This is a genomic window from Halosimplex salinum (assembly GCF_003730195.1).
Lineage (GTDB): Archaea > Halobacteriota > Halobacteria > Halobacteriales > Haloarculaceae > Halosimplex > Halosimplex salinum.
In genome coordinates this window covers 122,037-136,650 of sequence record NZ_QWGG01000009.1, presented here as the reverse complement: position 1 = coordinate 136,650, position 14,614 = coordinate 122,037, and the positions used below count along the sequence as shown (strand labels likewise).

Genomic DNA, 14,614 nt, shown 5'->3' with positions numbered 1-14,614 from the left:
GGAAAACGGGAACCGCCCCGCTCTTCTCTCTATCGCCGTCGCAGGCGAACGAGCGCGCCGACGAACAGCGCCGCGACCGCCGCGAGCGCGAGGACGGTCCCGAGCGGTGTCGGGCCCGAGGCGTCCGTCGGCGTCCCGAGGACGCTCTCGCTCTCGTTCGGTTCGGTCTCCGAGTCGTCGCCGCCGTCGCTACCACCGGCCGTGTCGCTCTCGGACTCGGTGTCGATGGTGTCCGTCGACGACGGGTCGGTGATGGCCGCCAGTTCGTCGTCGGGGATCAGGCGACTGCCCTCGAAGGAGGTGAGGTAGTCGTAACAGGCCTCGACGTCGGCGGTGTCGAAGTCGGCGCTCCCGGTCGCTTCGACGACGCCGGTGGCGCCGGCGTCGGCCATCGTCGGACCGCTCGACTCGTCGCCGGTGCCCACGCGCTCGACGTCGTAGGGCTGGAACGGCGAGTACATCTCCCAGACCACGTCGCCCTCGGGGGTCACTTCGACGATGCGGTGGGCGCGGCGGTCGGCGATCAGCGTGTTCCCGTTCGGGAGGCGGTCGGCGTCACGCGGTTCGTTCAGCCCGCCGCCCCGCACGACCCACGTCCGGTTCCACTGGCCGTCCTCGCGCTCGTACTCGACGACGCGGTCGTTGAGACTGTCGGCGACGATGACCGTCGGCGTGCCGTCCTCGCCCTCGAAGTAATCGGGGTTGTGCTGTTCGTGGAGGATCGTGGTGTTGTCGTCCTCGCCGAGGGTCCACTCGACGTCCTTGGTCTCGCGGTCGATCGCGACGACCTTGTCGAAGTTGCGGACGGAGACCATGAACGTGCCGTCCGAAATCTGCTCGACGTCGTTGTTGTGGGTCCAGTCGCCGCCGAACTCCCCGCCGCCGGACTCGGGGTAGTGCTCGCTGTAGTTCGCGAAGTAGTACTCCCAGACGACCTCCTCGCGCGAGAGGTCGTAGACGAACACCCGGTCCTCGCCGTCCTGGCTCATGTCGTTGACGAGGAGTTCGTCGCCGTTGATCAGGTCGACGTCGTGGGTGTCGAACGCCTCGGGGAAGTCCCGTTCGGAGACGTGTTCGCCGGTCTCGGGGTCGATCTCCTCGATGACGGTGTGGCGGGACTGGGTCGTCGGCTGGAGGATGTTGCCGTTGGGGAGCACGTCGATGTCGTAGCTCCACCAGCGGCCGGCGGCGGTGTCGTTGTGGACGCCGACGATCGACCCGTTCGGACGGGCGCTGACGACCATGGCCGATGTCTTGTCGCCGCCGCGGGCGCCCTGTATCGAGAACAGGGTGGACTGGTTCGGCGTTCGCTCCATCGTTCCGACGCAGGGGTTGGGCCGCTCCTGTAGCGCGGCGTCCGTCGCGGCGATGCCGTCGGCGAATCCGGGTTCGGCCCCCGGGACCGCTACGGCCCCACCGACGGCGGCGCTGACGGGCACTACCAGCAACAGCGCGACCATCGCGGTCGGGAGGAGAGTTCGGCGCATCTGCCCGCACATGCGTCGGTCCGGGTTAACACCGTTACGACTCCGCGCCCGGTCCGCTGACGAGGGCCGCCAGTCCGAGAGCGGGTCAGCGCGACCCGCGATAGAACTCGACGAGCGTCCGCGTGTGCGGGTGTGTCGGGTCGTCGAGCACCCGATCGACCGGCCCGACCTCGACGACGTGCCCGTCGTGGAGGACGGCGAGTCGGTCGGCCAGCGTCGCGAGCGCGGGCAGTTCGCTCCCGAGCGCGACGACGGTCGGCTCGCCGCCGGAGTCGGTGCCCGTCCGCGCCGCCGCTTCGAGCGTGGCGAGTCGGTCGCCGCGCGCGAGGTGGTCGACAGCGACCGGGAGCGCGTCGAGGACGAGCACCGCGGGGTCCGCGAGGACGCCGCGGACCACCTGTGTTAGCTGTTCGGCGCCGCGGTTCAGGTCGCCCGGTCGCGCGCCGAGGACGCGCTCGGCGTCGAGGCCGACGGCCGAGAGGAGCGTCGCTGCCCGCTCCTCCCCGTCGCCCGTCGTCCGAAGGACCGGGCGGAACTGCGAGCGGACCGTCCTCGTGGGCTCGAACCCGCCGGCGTCGCCGCTGACGACGGCGACGGTCTCGCGTCGGAACTGCTGGCGCGCGTCGTCGTCGAGGTCGAACACCGCGACGGGGTCGCCGTCTACCGGGCGGTACGTGACCGACCCGGAGACGCGGGCGGGGCCGGGGACGCCGTCGACGAGCGCCGTCGCGAGGGTCGTCTTCCCGCTCGCGCTCTCGCCGACGACCGCGAGTCGCTCGCCGCGCCGAACGGGCAGGTCGAGTCGGTCGAGCACGTCGACGCTCCCGTAGGCCACGGAGAGCTGTTCGACCTCGAGGACGGGGTCGTCGGCGCTGTCGGGCATCGTGTCTCTCCGTTCGGGACTCGGCCATCTATGCGTTTGCCCGGCAGTGTCGCGGGCGCCGACGCTGGTTCGCGTGTCGACCGGCGCGGGTCCGCCCCGGTCCCCCGAAACGTCACGTCTATACCGAGCGGCGGCCAATCGCGGCCAATGAGTCTGCTGGGGCGGCTGTTCGGCGACGACTCGGACGCGGGTCCGTCGGGTTCCGAGGGTCGGGAGCGCGGGCACGACCAGCCGCGGGTCGGCCTGTTCGTGGACGGTCCGAACGTGCTTCGAGACGAGTTCGACGTGGACCTCGACGACGTGCGAGCGGGCGCGGAGCGGTACGGACACCTCTCGATCGCTCGACTCTACCTCAACGAGAACGCGCCCGCGGGGCTGATCCAGGCGGCCGAGGCCCGCGGGTTCGAAGTCGTGTCGACCAGTGGTGACGTGGACGTCCGCCTCGGCGTCGACGCGACAGCCGCGACCGTCGAGGAAGCCATCGACGTGCTGGTCGTTGCCTCCCGGGACACGGACTTCAAACCGGTCCTGGAGGCCGCCGGGCGGCGCGGGCTGGCGACCATCGCCATCGCGCCGGGCGAGCACGGCCGCTCCGACGCGCTGCGGAACACCGCTCACGAGTCCATCACGCTGGAGTAGCGGTCCGTGTGGATTCACAGGCCGGACGCAAGAGGTAACTCGGCGGCTCTCGATCCACGGGGTATGTACCGGATCGACCGTCGAGTCCTCGTCGGACTGCTGGCGGGGGCGCTCGTCCTCGGAGTGCTCGTCGGGTTCGTCGCGGCGGGCGTGCTGTGAGCGGCGGGCGTGTATCTGAACCGCGCGCGTCGGCCGTTCTCGGCCGCTCGCGTTCAAGGCGTGATAATTGGGGGCGAGTCTTTAACCGGAACTGTGGGTATCGTCGGATATGCTTCGAGTCGACGGACGCCTGCTCGCCGCGTCCGTACTCGGCGTCTTCCTCGTCGGCGCGGTCCTCGGGTTCGCCGTCAGCGGCGGGAGCGGCCAGCTCCTTCCCGGAAGCGGTGACGGGGCCGACCCCGGACCGACGGCGACCCCGGTGTCGACGCCAGCGCCGACACCTGCTCAGACAGCGGTGCCCACCAGGACCGGGGCGGGGACTGCGGCCGGGACAGACACGGCCGTGCCCACTGCGACGCCGACTCCCGCGCAGACGCCCACGGCGACACCGAGGGCGCCGACGCCGACGGGGACACCAGCACCGACGGTGACACCGGGTCCCACCTCGACGCCGACGCGGACGCCGATGCTGATCCGGCGGTTCGACACCGAGGAGATAGAGCGCCATCTCCGGCGGAACGTCGACGAGTGGCGCGCGGAGCAGGGACTGCGACCGTTCGGCCATCCCGACGGGAGCGTCGTCGGGAAACTCGACAGGATGGCGACCTCCCATAGTGTGGACATGGCGGACCTCGGCGAGACGATCCACCGGATCGACAACCGCTCCAGCGCGCAGCGCTACCGCGACGCCGAACTGTTCGAGACTTGCAAGTTCAAGAAAGACGGCGCGCAGTACATCGTCACGCCGACGCGGAATCGCCTGGAAGTGCTCGGGAAGACGTACGCCGGGCAGGCCTACGAGACGTCGAACGGCACCCGCTACAACGGCGACGAGGCCGCGGTGGCCGACGCCATCTTCGAGTCGTGGACGGACGCGCGGCCGTTCCGCGAGCGCCTCTCGTACGCCAACGCCTCCCGGATCGGCATCGGCGTCGAGACGACCGAGGACAACGAGGTGTACGTGACCGGCACCCTCTGTGGCGTCTACGGGAACGACTGACCGCGTCGGGTCTGCGGTGGAGGCGATCGGTCGGGAGGCGGACAGCGATCGGTTTTTGCGACGGCGCGCCCCAGACCGGGACATGAACGCCGACCTCGACACGCCGGTCCTCGACGACCACATGCACCTGGACCCCGTCCACGGGCGGGGCGTCGAGGCCGCCGCGGAGTTCGCCGACAACGGCGGCACGCACCTCCTCGTCGTGAACAAACCCTCCTGGCACCTCCTCGACTCGCTCCCGAGCGACGCCGACGAGTTCCGCGAGGTGTTCGACCTCACCGTCGGGGCCGTCGAGCGGGCGACCGCGGAACTCCCGGGTCGTGCCTGGCCGGTGCTGGGCGTCCATCCCGCGCTGGTCTCACAGCTGGTCGACGACGGCCGCGACCCCGAGGAAGCGCGGGATCTGATGCAGACCGGACTCGACGCCGCCGCCGAGTACGTCGCCGACGGCCCGGCGCTCGCGCTCAAGTCCGGGCGCCCCCACTACGATGTGAGCGACGCCGTCTGGGATGCGTCGAACGACGTGATGCGGCACGGGTTCGACCTCGCCGCGGAGAACGGGTGTGCCATCCAGCTACACGCCGAGGGCGGCGAGGACTTCAGTGAGGTCGCGGAGTGGGCCGAATCCCGCGGGCTCGCGCCGGAGCGCGTCGTCAAACACTACTCCGGCGGGCGCCTGCGGGGCATCACCAAGAGCGTCATCTCGAACAAGGAGGACCTGACGGTCGCTATCGAGGAGGACGAGCCGTTCATGATGGAGACGGACTACATCGACGACCCGGACCGGCCGGGCGCGGTGCTGGGGGTCAAGACCGTCCCGCGTCGGGTGCGGTGGTTGCTTGAGGAGGGCCACGAGGAAGCGGTCGAGCAGGCCCACGTCGACACGCCCGCATCGGTGTACGGGATCGACACCGAGGGAACGCTGGAGTAGGCAATGAGGTGGCGCTGTCGAATTTCGGGTCGGACCTGGTGTCAGTCACACCCGGTCGCTCTGGCGTGGGCCTCACCCCACTCGTGGAGCGCGGCGACGACGGGTCGCAGGTCCTCGCCGCGGTCGGTCAGCGAGTACTCGACGCGAAACGGTTTCTCGCTGACGACCGTCCGGTCGACGACGCCGTCGGATTCGAGGCCGTCCAGCGTGTCCGAGAGGACGGTACTCGACACGTCGCCGACCGACTCCTGTAAGCGGTTGAACCCGAGCGCCCCTTCTTCCAGAAGCCGGTGGACGACGACGGGATGCCACTTGCCGCTCAGGACCCCTGCCGCGCACGTGATCGCACACCACTCCTCGTCGGCACACCACCCTGCCACGCAGTCGTCGGACTCGGTCATGGCCGAGCGATAGACCCCCGGGTACGAATAGGTTGGCCAGTCGACTCGTCGCCCGACGACCCGGTGTGGCCGGGGCAGCACGCGCTCACCCGGTCAGCGGTCGCTCACCTCGGAACTAAGGGGAGACCGTCCGCAGACGTTCGTATGAACGCCTCGCTCCCGTCCGTCGGTCCCGACAAGATCGGACTGTTCGCGGCCGCGCTCGTCGTCGGACTCGGTATCGGCACGCTCCTCTCCGGCGACGCGGTGGCTGTTCCGGTCCTCGGTAAGACCTCCGAACTCCTCGTCGGTGCTGCCGGCGTCGTCCTCGGCGGCGGACTGTACACGGCGACGAAACGGTTGGCTCCCGGTGGCTGCGGCGACGACTGCGGTTGCTGACTGCCGGTCGCGTTCGAGTGCTCGGGCAGGCCGGAGCATTTTCGGAGTCCCTGTGTGAATTCGTCGGTATGCAACGGCGCTGCCCGGACTGCGGCGTGTCGATGGAATCGGTCGAGTTCGGGATGAACGACGCGTGGGAGCCCCACGTCAAGACCGAGGAGAAGCGCGAGGGACTGCTCGGCAAACTCGGCATGAACGAGCGCAAGGACGTGGAGACGGTCGCGTGCCCCGAGTGCGGGCTGTTGCGATTCTACGCCGATATCGAGGACGACGACGAATACTGAGGAGGGAGAGCGTCGTGGTGCGGTCGTCGAAGCGGTGCGGTGGCGGTGGCCGAAGCGGTGCGGGTGCGTTGGTCGAGAGGTGATGCGGTCGCGGTGGCCGGGAGGCCGTCTCGTCGGCCGACCCGGGGAAGGGCAGGTCCGCCGAAAAACGTCCGGCGCCGGAGGCGCCGGTTCATCGAGCGCGAACGGAGTGAGCGCTCGCCTTTTTCGCCACCGAAAGACTCGCGACGCTCGTCTTTCGAGCCTCGTCTCGCTTCGCTCGACGAGACCACGTTTTTGCCGCGAGGGTGCCCGCAGCGAGCGTAGCGAGCGAGGACACCCGAGCGGGAAAAAGGTGGGTCGAAAGCCATATCACCAGAGCGACGAACGGAGTTGTATGAGCAATCAGCCGGGGGAGTACTACACGCCCGAACGGTGGCAGAACTGGCTGGACAGGATCGACGAGGAGGAGCTCGACCCGGAAGACGACGACACGGCCCAACTGCTCTGGAACATGCAGGACGACACCGCCATCGCGGTGGTCAAGGTCGTCTCCGACTTCGAGGAGGACGTCCTCGACGAGGAGGACGCGCTCTCGGAGATCGAGGACATGCGCGAGGTCGTCCTCGCCGAGCCGGAGTTCGACGACGAGGAAGCGCTGATGCTCGTCGACAGCGTCCAGACCTCGCTGGTCTGTGTCTTCTACGCGGCCGAGGAGTTCGTCGTCGGCGGCACCGCCGAGGAGGCGGGGATCGGCGACTACGTCACCGCGGCGGCCGACGCCGAGTCCGAGGACGACCTCGACGCGGCGCTGTCGTACTGCGTGCAGGCGGGGACGCTGATCCTCGACGGCGCGGAGTTCGACCCGGCGATGGCCGAGGAACTCGAACCCGGTCTGGTGGTCCAGTGGGTCAACGGACTCGACAGCCTCCAGACGGCGATGAAAGACCCGGAAGTCGTCGAAGAAGACGACGAGTAGGCACCCGATCTCGATTTCTGTCCCCGAGCCGGGACCGACCGCGCGGCGTTGGTGGGCGCGCGGTCGTTATCACGGCGGAAAATCGGGGACACATGCTTTTGCACGGTGAGTCGGTACGCAGGTGACATGGAGTCGTGGGACGACAGGGGCCAGTCGATCCAGATCGGGGCGGTCCTGATCTTCGCGGCGCTGATCCTCCTGGTGTCGCTGTACCAGGCGACGATCGTCCCACAGCAGAACGAGCAGATCGAGTTCGACCACAGCCAGCAGGTACAGGGGGAACTGCTGGACCTGCGCAACGCGGTGACATCGGCGGTCGGGGACGCCGCGCGGCGGTCGGTGTCGGTGACGCTGGGGACGACGTACCCGCCGCGGTTTCTGGCGGTGAACCCGCCGCCGGCGTCGGGGCAGTTGCGGACGGTCGGGACCGGCGATAGCGACGTGGCGTTCGGGGTGACGAACGCCACCGCGCTGGACGCGGAGACGGGCGACTTCTGGGACGGTGACCGGCGCGACTACGGCACCGGTGGTATCGTGTATCGGCCGAGCTACAGCGAGTACGGTCAGCCGCCGTCGACGGTGTACGAGAACTCGGTGCTGTACGACGACTTCTCCTTCGAGGGGACGACCATCGCGCGGAGCGAGCAGGCGCTGGTCGACGGGAACACGATCACGCTGGTCGCGCTGAACGGGTCGCTCCGGCGGTCGTCGTCGGGGTCGCTGTCCGTGGACGTGCGGCCGGTGAGCGCGTCGACGCGGACGGTCGCGGTGCGGAACGCGGACCCGGACTCGAACGTGACGGTTCGGGTGCCGACGCGGTTGTCCGAGTCGCGCTGGGCGGAACTGCTGGCCGACGAGTTCGTCGGCGAGGGCGGGAACGTGACGGACGTGCGGACGAACCCGCTCCCGGCGGCGCCGGAGTATCGGATGCTCGTGGTCGACATGGTGCCGGGGACGTACGACCTGCGGATGGCGAAGGCCGGTGTCGGGACGCGCGTGACGGGGACGGACGCGGCGTATCTGACCGAGGTGAGAGGCAACGGGACGAGCGTGCCCGAGGGCGCGACGCGGCAGTTCGTCGTCGAGGTGCGCGACCGGTACAACAATCCGGTGAGCGGGGCGACGGTGCGCGCGGCGTCCGACGGGACCGGGACGGTCGGGCCGGCGACGGCGCGGACCGACGAGTCGGGGCGGGTGCGGCTGACGTATCGAGCGCCCCCGAACATCGAGGGCGACCCGGTCGAGGCACGGGTGAACGCGAGTTACAGTATCGTCCCCGGGAGCGGGTCGTTCGCGGGCGAGACGCCGGAGAACGTCAGCATGAGCGTGACCGTGCTGAACACGGACGGGAGCGGGACGGGCGCCGGCACTGGCGGCGGCGGGGGCGGGAACGACGCGTACGCGACGCTGTGGGAGGACCCGAGCGGCCAGCCGGCGGTCTCCTGCGACGCCGAGGGGGACGACTGCACGCTCGACGCGGGTCAGTCGACGACGCTCCAGGCGACCGCGGGGACGGTTCCGACCGCCGAGAACGCGACGGCGTACTTCTCTATCGACGATTCGGCGGTCGCGACGCCGTCGCCGTGGCGGGCGCCGACCGACGGTGACGGTCGGGTGTCGACGACGTTCACGGCGACCGCGAACGGAGACGTGAAACTGTACGTCTGGAGCGGCGGGAGCGGGGACGTGATCAACCTCACTGTCGAGAACTACGACGCCGGCGGCGGGACGGCGGCGGACACCGTCGAACTCGTCGGCGGGAGCACCCGGGCCGGACAGACCGGGACCGGCAGTCTCGCGTTCGACCTCCGGAACACCGGGACCAGCGGCGTCACGATCGAACGGGTCTCCGTCGACGTGCCGACGAGGGGCGACGTCAAGGAGATTTACGAGCAGAACGGTGGGACCTTCTGCACGCCGTGCAACGAGATGTACTTCGACATGGACGACGAGGGCTACTACGAGTCCGGTGACGGTCCCAACGGCGGCTACGCGCTGGCAACGCCGGTCACGCTCGACGACGCCGCGGGCATCGACGGCGGGTCCGACGGCACCGTCGCCCTGTCCTACTTCCGCAAATCGAACGGCAACCGGGAGCCTATCGGCGGGGAGACCGTGACGGTCACAGTTACGTTCGCGGACGGGTCGTCGGAAACCTACACGCTGAACCCGTGACTGGCCGGAGATCCGCCGAGGGAGACGTGTCGTGCGGACGTACCTGTGTTCGACGGACGACGTATCGCTAGTCGACAGGCACTTGTACGAGTCTCCCGCAGTTGTGTGCATGACATCGGTCGGCATCGACGGCATCGAGGTGCGGACGGGGAAGCTCAGACTCGACTTGCCGGAGACGTTCGCGCCGGCGCAGGGCGACGACCCCGGGAAGTACACGAAGGGGCTCGGACTGACGGCGAGTTCCTTCCCGGACGTGTACGAGGACATCGTGACGATGGGGGCCAACGCGGCCCACGATCTGATGGAGCGCAAGGGGCTCGAACCCGAGGACATCGGCCGGATCGACGTGGCGACCGAGAGCGCGTTCGACAACTCCAAGCCGGTCTCGACGTACATCGCGGGCTGTCTCGAACAGGTGTACGACGGCGACTTCCACCACGCCAACAAGGGCGAGCGGAAGTTCGCCTGTATCTCCGGGACGCAGAGTCTCGACGACGCGTACAACTGGATCCGCGCCGGCCGCAACCGCGGCCGCGCGGCGCTGGTCATCGCGACCGACACCGCGCTGTACGCTCGCGACGACCCCGGCGAGGCCACGCAGGGCGCCGGTGCGGTCGCGCTGCTGGTCACGGAGGACCCCGACGTGGTCGAGCTCTCGACCGAGCAGGGGTACGGGAGCGCCGACGAGACGGACTTCCTCAAGCCCCAGCAGCAGTTCCCGAGCGTCGACGGCAAGCGCTCGGTGCAGGTGTACCTCGCGCGGATGCGCGAGGCCATCGAGGACTTCGAGTCCGTGACGAGCCCGATCCACCCCGACGACTACGCGTTCATCCCCTTCCACACGCCGTTCCCGGGGATGGTCCGCAAGGCCGCCGCGCTGGGCTTCCGCCACGCGAGTCGCGACACGGAGATCGAAGAGCGTCTCGCCGACGAGATCGGGCGCCAGCCCCGTCGCGAGGCGTTCGACAGCGAGGAGGCGTTCCGCGAGGCCGCCGCCGACTACACCGACGACCTGACCGACACCGACGCGTACCGCGAGTGGTACGCCGAGGTCGTCGACCCGACGCTGACCATCTCGCGGGAGGTCGGTAACTGGTACACCGGCTCGGTCCACGTCGCGCGCCTCTCCTGTCTGAAGGCCGCGCACGAGGCGGGCACCGACCTCGCCGGCCAGAAACTGCTCGTCGGCTCCTACGGGTCAGGCGCGCAGGCCGAGATCCACGCCGAGACCGTCCAGCCCGAGTGGGAGTCGGAGATCGCGGCCCTCGACGTCGACGAGCAACTCGACGCCCGCTACGACCTGAGCTTCGAGGAGTACGAGGACGTCCACGACGTGCACAACCACGACGAGGACGCCGGCGCCGCCGACATCGACCAGTTCACCACCCCGAAGGCCGAGTTCGTCTTCGACGGCTGGGGCCGGATGGGCGAGCGCAAGTACATGTACATGCAGTAGGTCGACCGGGAGCGCCGCAGGCGCTCAAGGTCGCTTTTTTGGTCCAGATTTTTTGGCCGAGCGGTCGCGAACTGCGAGACGCGACCGGACGGGAGCGTCTCGACGGCGAGCGGCGAAGCCGCGAGCCGTGAGCGACCCGAGGCGAAAAAAGGTGGCTGCAGTTTGTGTTCGACGGCTAGGGCCGAATGGGCGAGCGCAAGTACATGTACATGCAGTAGGTCGACCGGGAGCGAGCGCGTCGAGTAGGGGGCTGAGAGCGGTCGTCGCTCGGATCTGTTTTCGCCGAGATACCACTTCGACTCCCCTACGTTCATGGTGTATAGGCCGCAAGAGAAGTGGTGTGAGCAACTGGCTGTTCCCGGACCGGGAGGAAACCGCCGACGGTCCCGACGATTCGGACGCCGCGGACGCCATCGACCCGGCGGACCCGGACGTCGATCCGGCTGAGACGGACCTGGACCCGGACGCGGTCGACGTCGACCCGCTCCGGGCGGAGGCGGTCGACTCGGGGACGAGCGTCCTCGTCGTCGGGCCGCCGATGACGGGCAAGCGACGGTTGCTCTTCGACCTCGTGGGCGGGTCGGCATCGCAGACGGGCGCGTTCGTCACGACGAAGAAGCCGGCCCGGAAGATGGCCACGTGGTTCGCGGCCACCCGTCCCGACCCGGAGGCGTGGCGCCTCTCGTTCGTCGACTGCACGGGGTCCAGTGGGCGGGAGCGCCGGTCCCGGACGCGCGATATCGAGGACCTGCGGGTCGTGTCGAGCCCCGGCGACCTGACGGGCGTCGGCATCGAGTTGAGCGGCATCCTCCGGAACTGGCACCGCGATTCGGTCGCCGACCCGCGCGTCGGCCTCCACTCGCTGTCGACGCTCCTGATGTACACGGATCTGAAGCGAGTCTACCAGTTCCTCCACGTCGTCACGACGCGGATCGCGGGCGTCGACGGCGTCGGCGCGTTCACCCTCGACGTGAGCGCCGACCGCGGGACCTACGACGTGCTCGAACAGCTGTTCGACGCGAGAGTCGAGGTCCGACCCGGCGAGGAGGGGTCGGAGTTCCGTGTGCGCGGCGACGACTTCGGCCCGCGCTCGTGGACGACTTTTTGAGAGTGTGTGGATCGTTTCGTGCTTGCTGAGTAGTTGGTTCTGTTTGAGTTGGTGTGGAAAGAAATCGAGTGAATGGGACCGCAGTCGACAGCAAACCCCGAAATCCCTCGGCCCGCTCGCGGTCGCTGAGCCGGATATCCTCGCTCCGCTCGGATAGGGCCGGCTCAGACGACTCCCCTACGGCGCGAGCCCGCCTCGCCCTTTCAGTCCACCAGGGACAGCAACTGTACAGCACCGCGCCTCACACCACCCCAGCCGATTCCCTCAGTCGCTCCGCTCCCTCGGTCATCCCTCGCACGACTTCGAGTCGCGGCCTCGCTATCGCTCTGCACGCTCGTCAGCGCGCGCCACCGCAATTGTTCACTCTGCGGGCTGTATTGAGCATCCGCGCGAGCGAAGCGAGCGCGGTTCACCGAATCCGAGCGGAGCGAGGATTCGGCCTTTTTCACCCATGTTTTTGCCGCGAGAGGTGCCCGCAGCGAGCGGCGCGAGGTGCGACCGCAGGGAGCACCTCGATGCGAACGGCGCGGAGCGCCGTGAGCGAAGCGAGCGAGGACACCCGAGCGGGAAAAACATGGTTTAGAAAAACTGGTCCACGAGCGCGTCCAGCGACTCGGTCTCGCGGTCGAAGGTGAAGACGAGGCCGGACCACTCGCCGACGGGGAAGTGGGCGACGACGACGGCGTCGTACCAGCGGACGGTCGCGTCGAGGTTCCCGAAGTCGAACAGCGCGCCCTCGTGAGCGGGGTCGCCGAGGCCCTTCATGACGAGCGTCTCGACGCGCTCTTCGAGTTCGGCCTCGCTGAACTGGTCGGCGACGTCGTCGCGGACGTACACCGTCTCGTGGTCGTCGGCGCCGTACTTGATCGCCATCCGGAGGCGTCCCTCGTCCCCCTCCTGGATGTGGTCGACGATCGCCTCGACCTCCTCGCTCACGTCCTCGAGGTCGTCGTCGATGTCCTCGAGTTCCTCCGCGGGGGTGTCGGTCATGTGGTCCGGGACGGTGGCGACGATGATAAAGTCTGGGCGCCGAATTCCACGGCCGATAGCCGGATCGGTACGCGCGCGGGGCGACCACCGACGACGGACCGGCCGGCGGCGACAACCGAACCACTGAAGCGAGATTCGTCCCATGGTCCCCTCACAATGGGCGCCCCACTGCCGTCGCGCGAGGAGCAGGCCGAGGAAGTCATCGAACGGCTCTGGGAGGAGTATCCCGACGCCACCATCTCCCTGAACTTCGAGAACCGGCTCGAACTGCTCGTCGCCGTCGTCCTCTCGGCGCAGTGCACGGACGAGCGCGTGAACACGGAGACCGCGGAGCTGTTCGAGAAGTACCGGACGCCGGAGGACTACGCGAACGCGGACGTGGACGAACTGTCGGAGGACATCAACTCCATCACCTACCACAACAGCAAGGCGGACTATCTGAAGTCCTCGGCGCAGACCATCATCGAGGAGCACGACGGCGAGGTGCCGGACACGATGGACGAGTTGACGGAACTGAAAGGCGTGGGGCGGAAGACGGCGAACGTCATCCTCCAGCACGGGTACGACCTGGTCGAGGGAATCGTCGTGGACACGCACGTCCAGCGGCTCTCACGGCGACTCGGGATCACCGAGGAGGAGCGCCCGGAGGCCATCGAACAGGACCTGCTCGACATCGTCCCCGAGGACGAGTGGAAGTGGTACACGCACCTGCTGATCAGCCACGGCCGCGCGGTGTGTACGGCGCGCAACCCCGACTGCGAGGCGTGCGTGCTCGCGGACGTCTGCCCGTCGGCGAAGGGCGACTCGGACGTGGACCTGGCGAGCGGCGAGCCCTGGGACGCCTGACGGTACTCTCCCGCGAGGCCGGTCACTCGTTGACGTCTTCGAGGTGTTTGCTGACGACGACGCGGCCCTTGGGAGTGAGTTTGGGGCCGTCGTCGGTGTCGACGACGAGTTCGTCCGTTCTGAGGTCGTTGAGAACCATCGTGAGCTGGCTGCCGTCCATGTCGAGGACGCTGGCGAGCGAGACCGAGGGACCGGTCGAGTAGACGGCGACGAGGAGTTCGACCTGTTCCTCCGAGAGACTCACGTCCTCCAGTTCGGACATGAGGTCGCTGTACTCCAGGCGGAGGTAGCGCCCGAGGATCGACATCTTGCGCGGGGAGTCCATGGCCGCCAGCGAGAGGATGGCCTGTCCGCCGTCGAGGTGCTGGACCGCCAGCACGGACTGTTCGGCGCCGCTTATCTCGCGGGAGAGGCGGCTGAAGTCGCTGACCGTCGAGAGGTCGACGTCGATGGTGTCGTCGGCCCGGCGGAACCTGACGGTGCCGGGCTTGAGGTAGAGCTTCGCGGGGACGAACGACTCGCCGGTGACGCGACCGCCGACGCGCGCGGGGTGTTTGACGGTCACGTCGGTGCCGTTGAGGACGGCCTTGAAGAGGACGGTCGTGAACTTCTCGATCTTGTCGTCGTCGGCCTCGATGGCGGCGACCATCCGGTTGCCGGTCTTCTCGAAGGCGACGGTGACCGTCGAGTTGAAGAACTCGCCCAGCCCGTCGGGGACGTGCCCGACGGCGATGTCGAAGATCGCGGTCAGCGGGATCGTCACCTTCCCCTCGTCGCCGGCGAGGACGAGCCGTTTCTCGCTCAGGAGGATTCGCCCTTTCACCGGCTCGGCGCGAGCCGACGCCTCGGAGTTGAAGGTGGCGACGAAGTCCGCGATGACTGATTCCGACATGGGCGAGACTACGACCACCTTGCATAC

The 14,614-nt window shown here is 68.6% G+C and carries 15 protein-coding genes; 10 read left to right on the top strand and 5 right to left on the bottom strand.

Translation table 11 applies throughout. The annotated features are described in order from the left end of the window. Positions 1-29: 29 nt before the first annotated feature. Both D1409_RS19630 and D1409_RS19625 read right to left on the bottom strand, forming a co-directional pair. Positions 30-1,487, bottom strand: a complete 1,458-nt coding sequence (locus tag D1409_RS19630) for an aryl-sulfate sulfotransferase (protein ID WP_123538689.1) — start codon at positions 1,485-1,487, stop codon at positions 30-32. Between the two features lie 85 nt (positions 1,488-1,572). Next, complete coding sequence (locus D1409_RS19625; RefSeq protein WP_123538688.1) at positions 1,573-2,370, bottom strand: ATP-binding cassette domain-containing protein; 798 nt, start codon at positions 2,368-2,370, stop codon at positions 1,573-1,575. Between the two features lie 147 nt (positions 2,371-2,517). Between D1409_RS19625 and D1409_RS19620 the strand changes: the two genes are divergently transcribed. From D1409_RS19620 to D1409_RS19610, 3 genes are all read left to right on the top strand, one after another. Then, positions 2,518-3,009, top strand: coding sequence for an NYN domain-containing protein (locus D1409_RS19620; protein WP_235853632.1), 492 nt, complete (start codon positions 2,518-2,520; stop codon positions 3,007-3,009). A 268-nt stretch (positions 3,010-3,277) separates the two neighbouring features. Beyond that, positions 3,278-4,168 carry an RAD23 family protein gene (locus tag D1409_RS19615; protein ID WP_123538687.1) on the top strand — a complete coding sequence of 297 codons (891 nt, stop codon included), beginning with the start codon at positions 3,278-3,280 and terminating at the stop codon, positions 4,166-4,168. 82 nt (positions 4,169-4,250) lie between these two features. After that, a complete protein-coding gene (locus D1409_RS19610) occupies positions 4,251-5,099 on the top strand; it encodes a TatD family hydrolase (protein WP_123538686.1) in 849 nt (282 codons plus the stop codon). 41 nt (positions 5,100-5,140) lie between these two features. On the opposite strand, the gene D1409_RS19605 is transcribed toward D1409_RS19610, so the two are convergent. After that, entirely contained in the window at positions 5,141-5,500 is a 360-nt protein-coding gene (locus D1409_RS19605) for a winged helix-turn-helix transcriptional regulator (RefSeq protein ID WP_123538685.1), read from the bottom strand. Between the two features lie 144 nt (positions 5,501-5,644). Between D1409_RS19605 and D1409_RS19600 the strand changes: the two genes are divergently transcribed. The 6 genes from D1409_RS19600 to D1409_RS19575 all read left to right on the top strand — a co-directional run bounded on the left by D1409_RS19600 (position 5,645) and on the right by D1409_RS19575 (position 11,859). Then, a complete protein-coding gene (locus tag D1409_RS19600) occupies positions 5,645-5,878 on the top strand; it encodes a hypothetical protein (RefSeq protein WP_123538684.1) in 234 nt (77 codons plus the stop codon). A gap of 68 nt (positions 5,879-5,946) precedes the next feature. Beyond that, complete coding sequence (locus D1409_RS19595; RefSeq protein WP_123538683.1) at positions 5,947-6,162, top strand: hypothetical protein; 216 nt, start codon at positions 5,947-5,949, stop codon at positions 6,160-6,162. A gap of 376 nt (positions 6,163-6,538) precedes the next feature. Further along, entirely contained in the window at positions 6,539-7,120 is a 582-nt protein-coding gene (locus tag D1409_RS19590; protein ID WP_123538682.1) for a DUF2150 family protein, read from the top strand. Between the two features lie 126 nt (positions 7,121-7,246). Continuing rightward, positions 7,247-9,295: an Ig-like domain-containing protein gene (locus tag D1409_RS19585; protein ID WP_123538681.1), complete on the top strand. Its 2,049-nt coding sequence runs from the start codon at positions 7,247-7,249 to the stop codon at positions 9,293-9,295. Positions 9,296-9,404: 109 nt separating this feature from the next. Continuing rightward, a complete protein-coding gene (hmgB, locus tag D1409_RS19580) occupies positions 9,405-10,751 on the top strand; it encodes a hydroxymethylglutaryl-CoA synthase (RefSeq protein WP_123538680.1) in 1,347 nt (448 codons plus the stop codon). A 340-nt stretch (positions 10,752-11,091) separates the two neighbouring features. Further along, positions 11,092-11,859: a DUF7504 family protein gene (locus D1409_RS19575; RefSeq protein WP_206425140.1), complete on the top strand. Its 768-nt coding sequence runs from the start codon at positions 11,092-11,094 to the stop codon at positions 11,857-11,859. A gap of 579 nt (positions 11,860-12,438) precedes the next feature. On the opposite strand, the gene D1409_RS19570 is transcribed toward D1409_RS19575, so the two are convergent. Continuing rightward, a complete protein-coding gene (locus tag D1409_RS19570) occupies positions 12,439-12,849 on the bottom strand; it encodes a hypothetical protein (RefSeq protein ID WP_123538679.1) in 411 nt (136 codons plus the stop codon). 156 nt (positions 12,850-13,005) lie between these two features. Between D1409_RS19570 and nth the strand changes: the two genes are divergently transcribed. Next, positions 13,006-13,695: an endonuclease III gene (nth, locus tag D1409_RS19565; protein ID WP_123538678.1), complete on the top strand. Its 690-nt coding sequence runs from the start codon at positions 13,006-13,008 to the stop codon at positions 13,693-13,695. A gap of 22 nt (positions 13,696-13,717) precedes the next feature. Here the strand turns inward: nth and D1409_RS19560 are convergent, their stop codons facing one another. Continuing rightward, positions 13,718-14,587, bottom strand: coding sequence for a CheF family chemotaxis protein (locus D1409_RS19560; protein WP_123538677.1), 870 nt, complete (start codon positions 14,585-14,587; stop codon positions 13,718-13,720). Positions 14,588-14,614 lie beyond the last annotated feature (27 nt).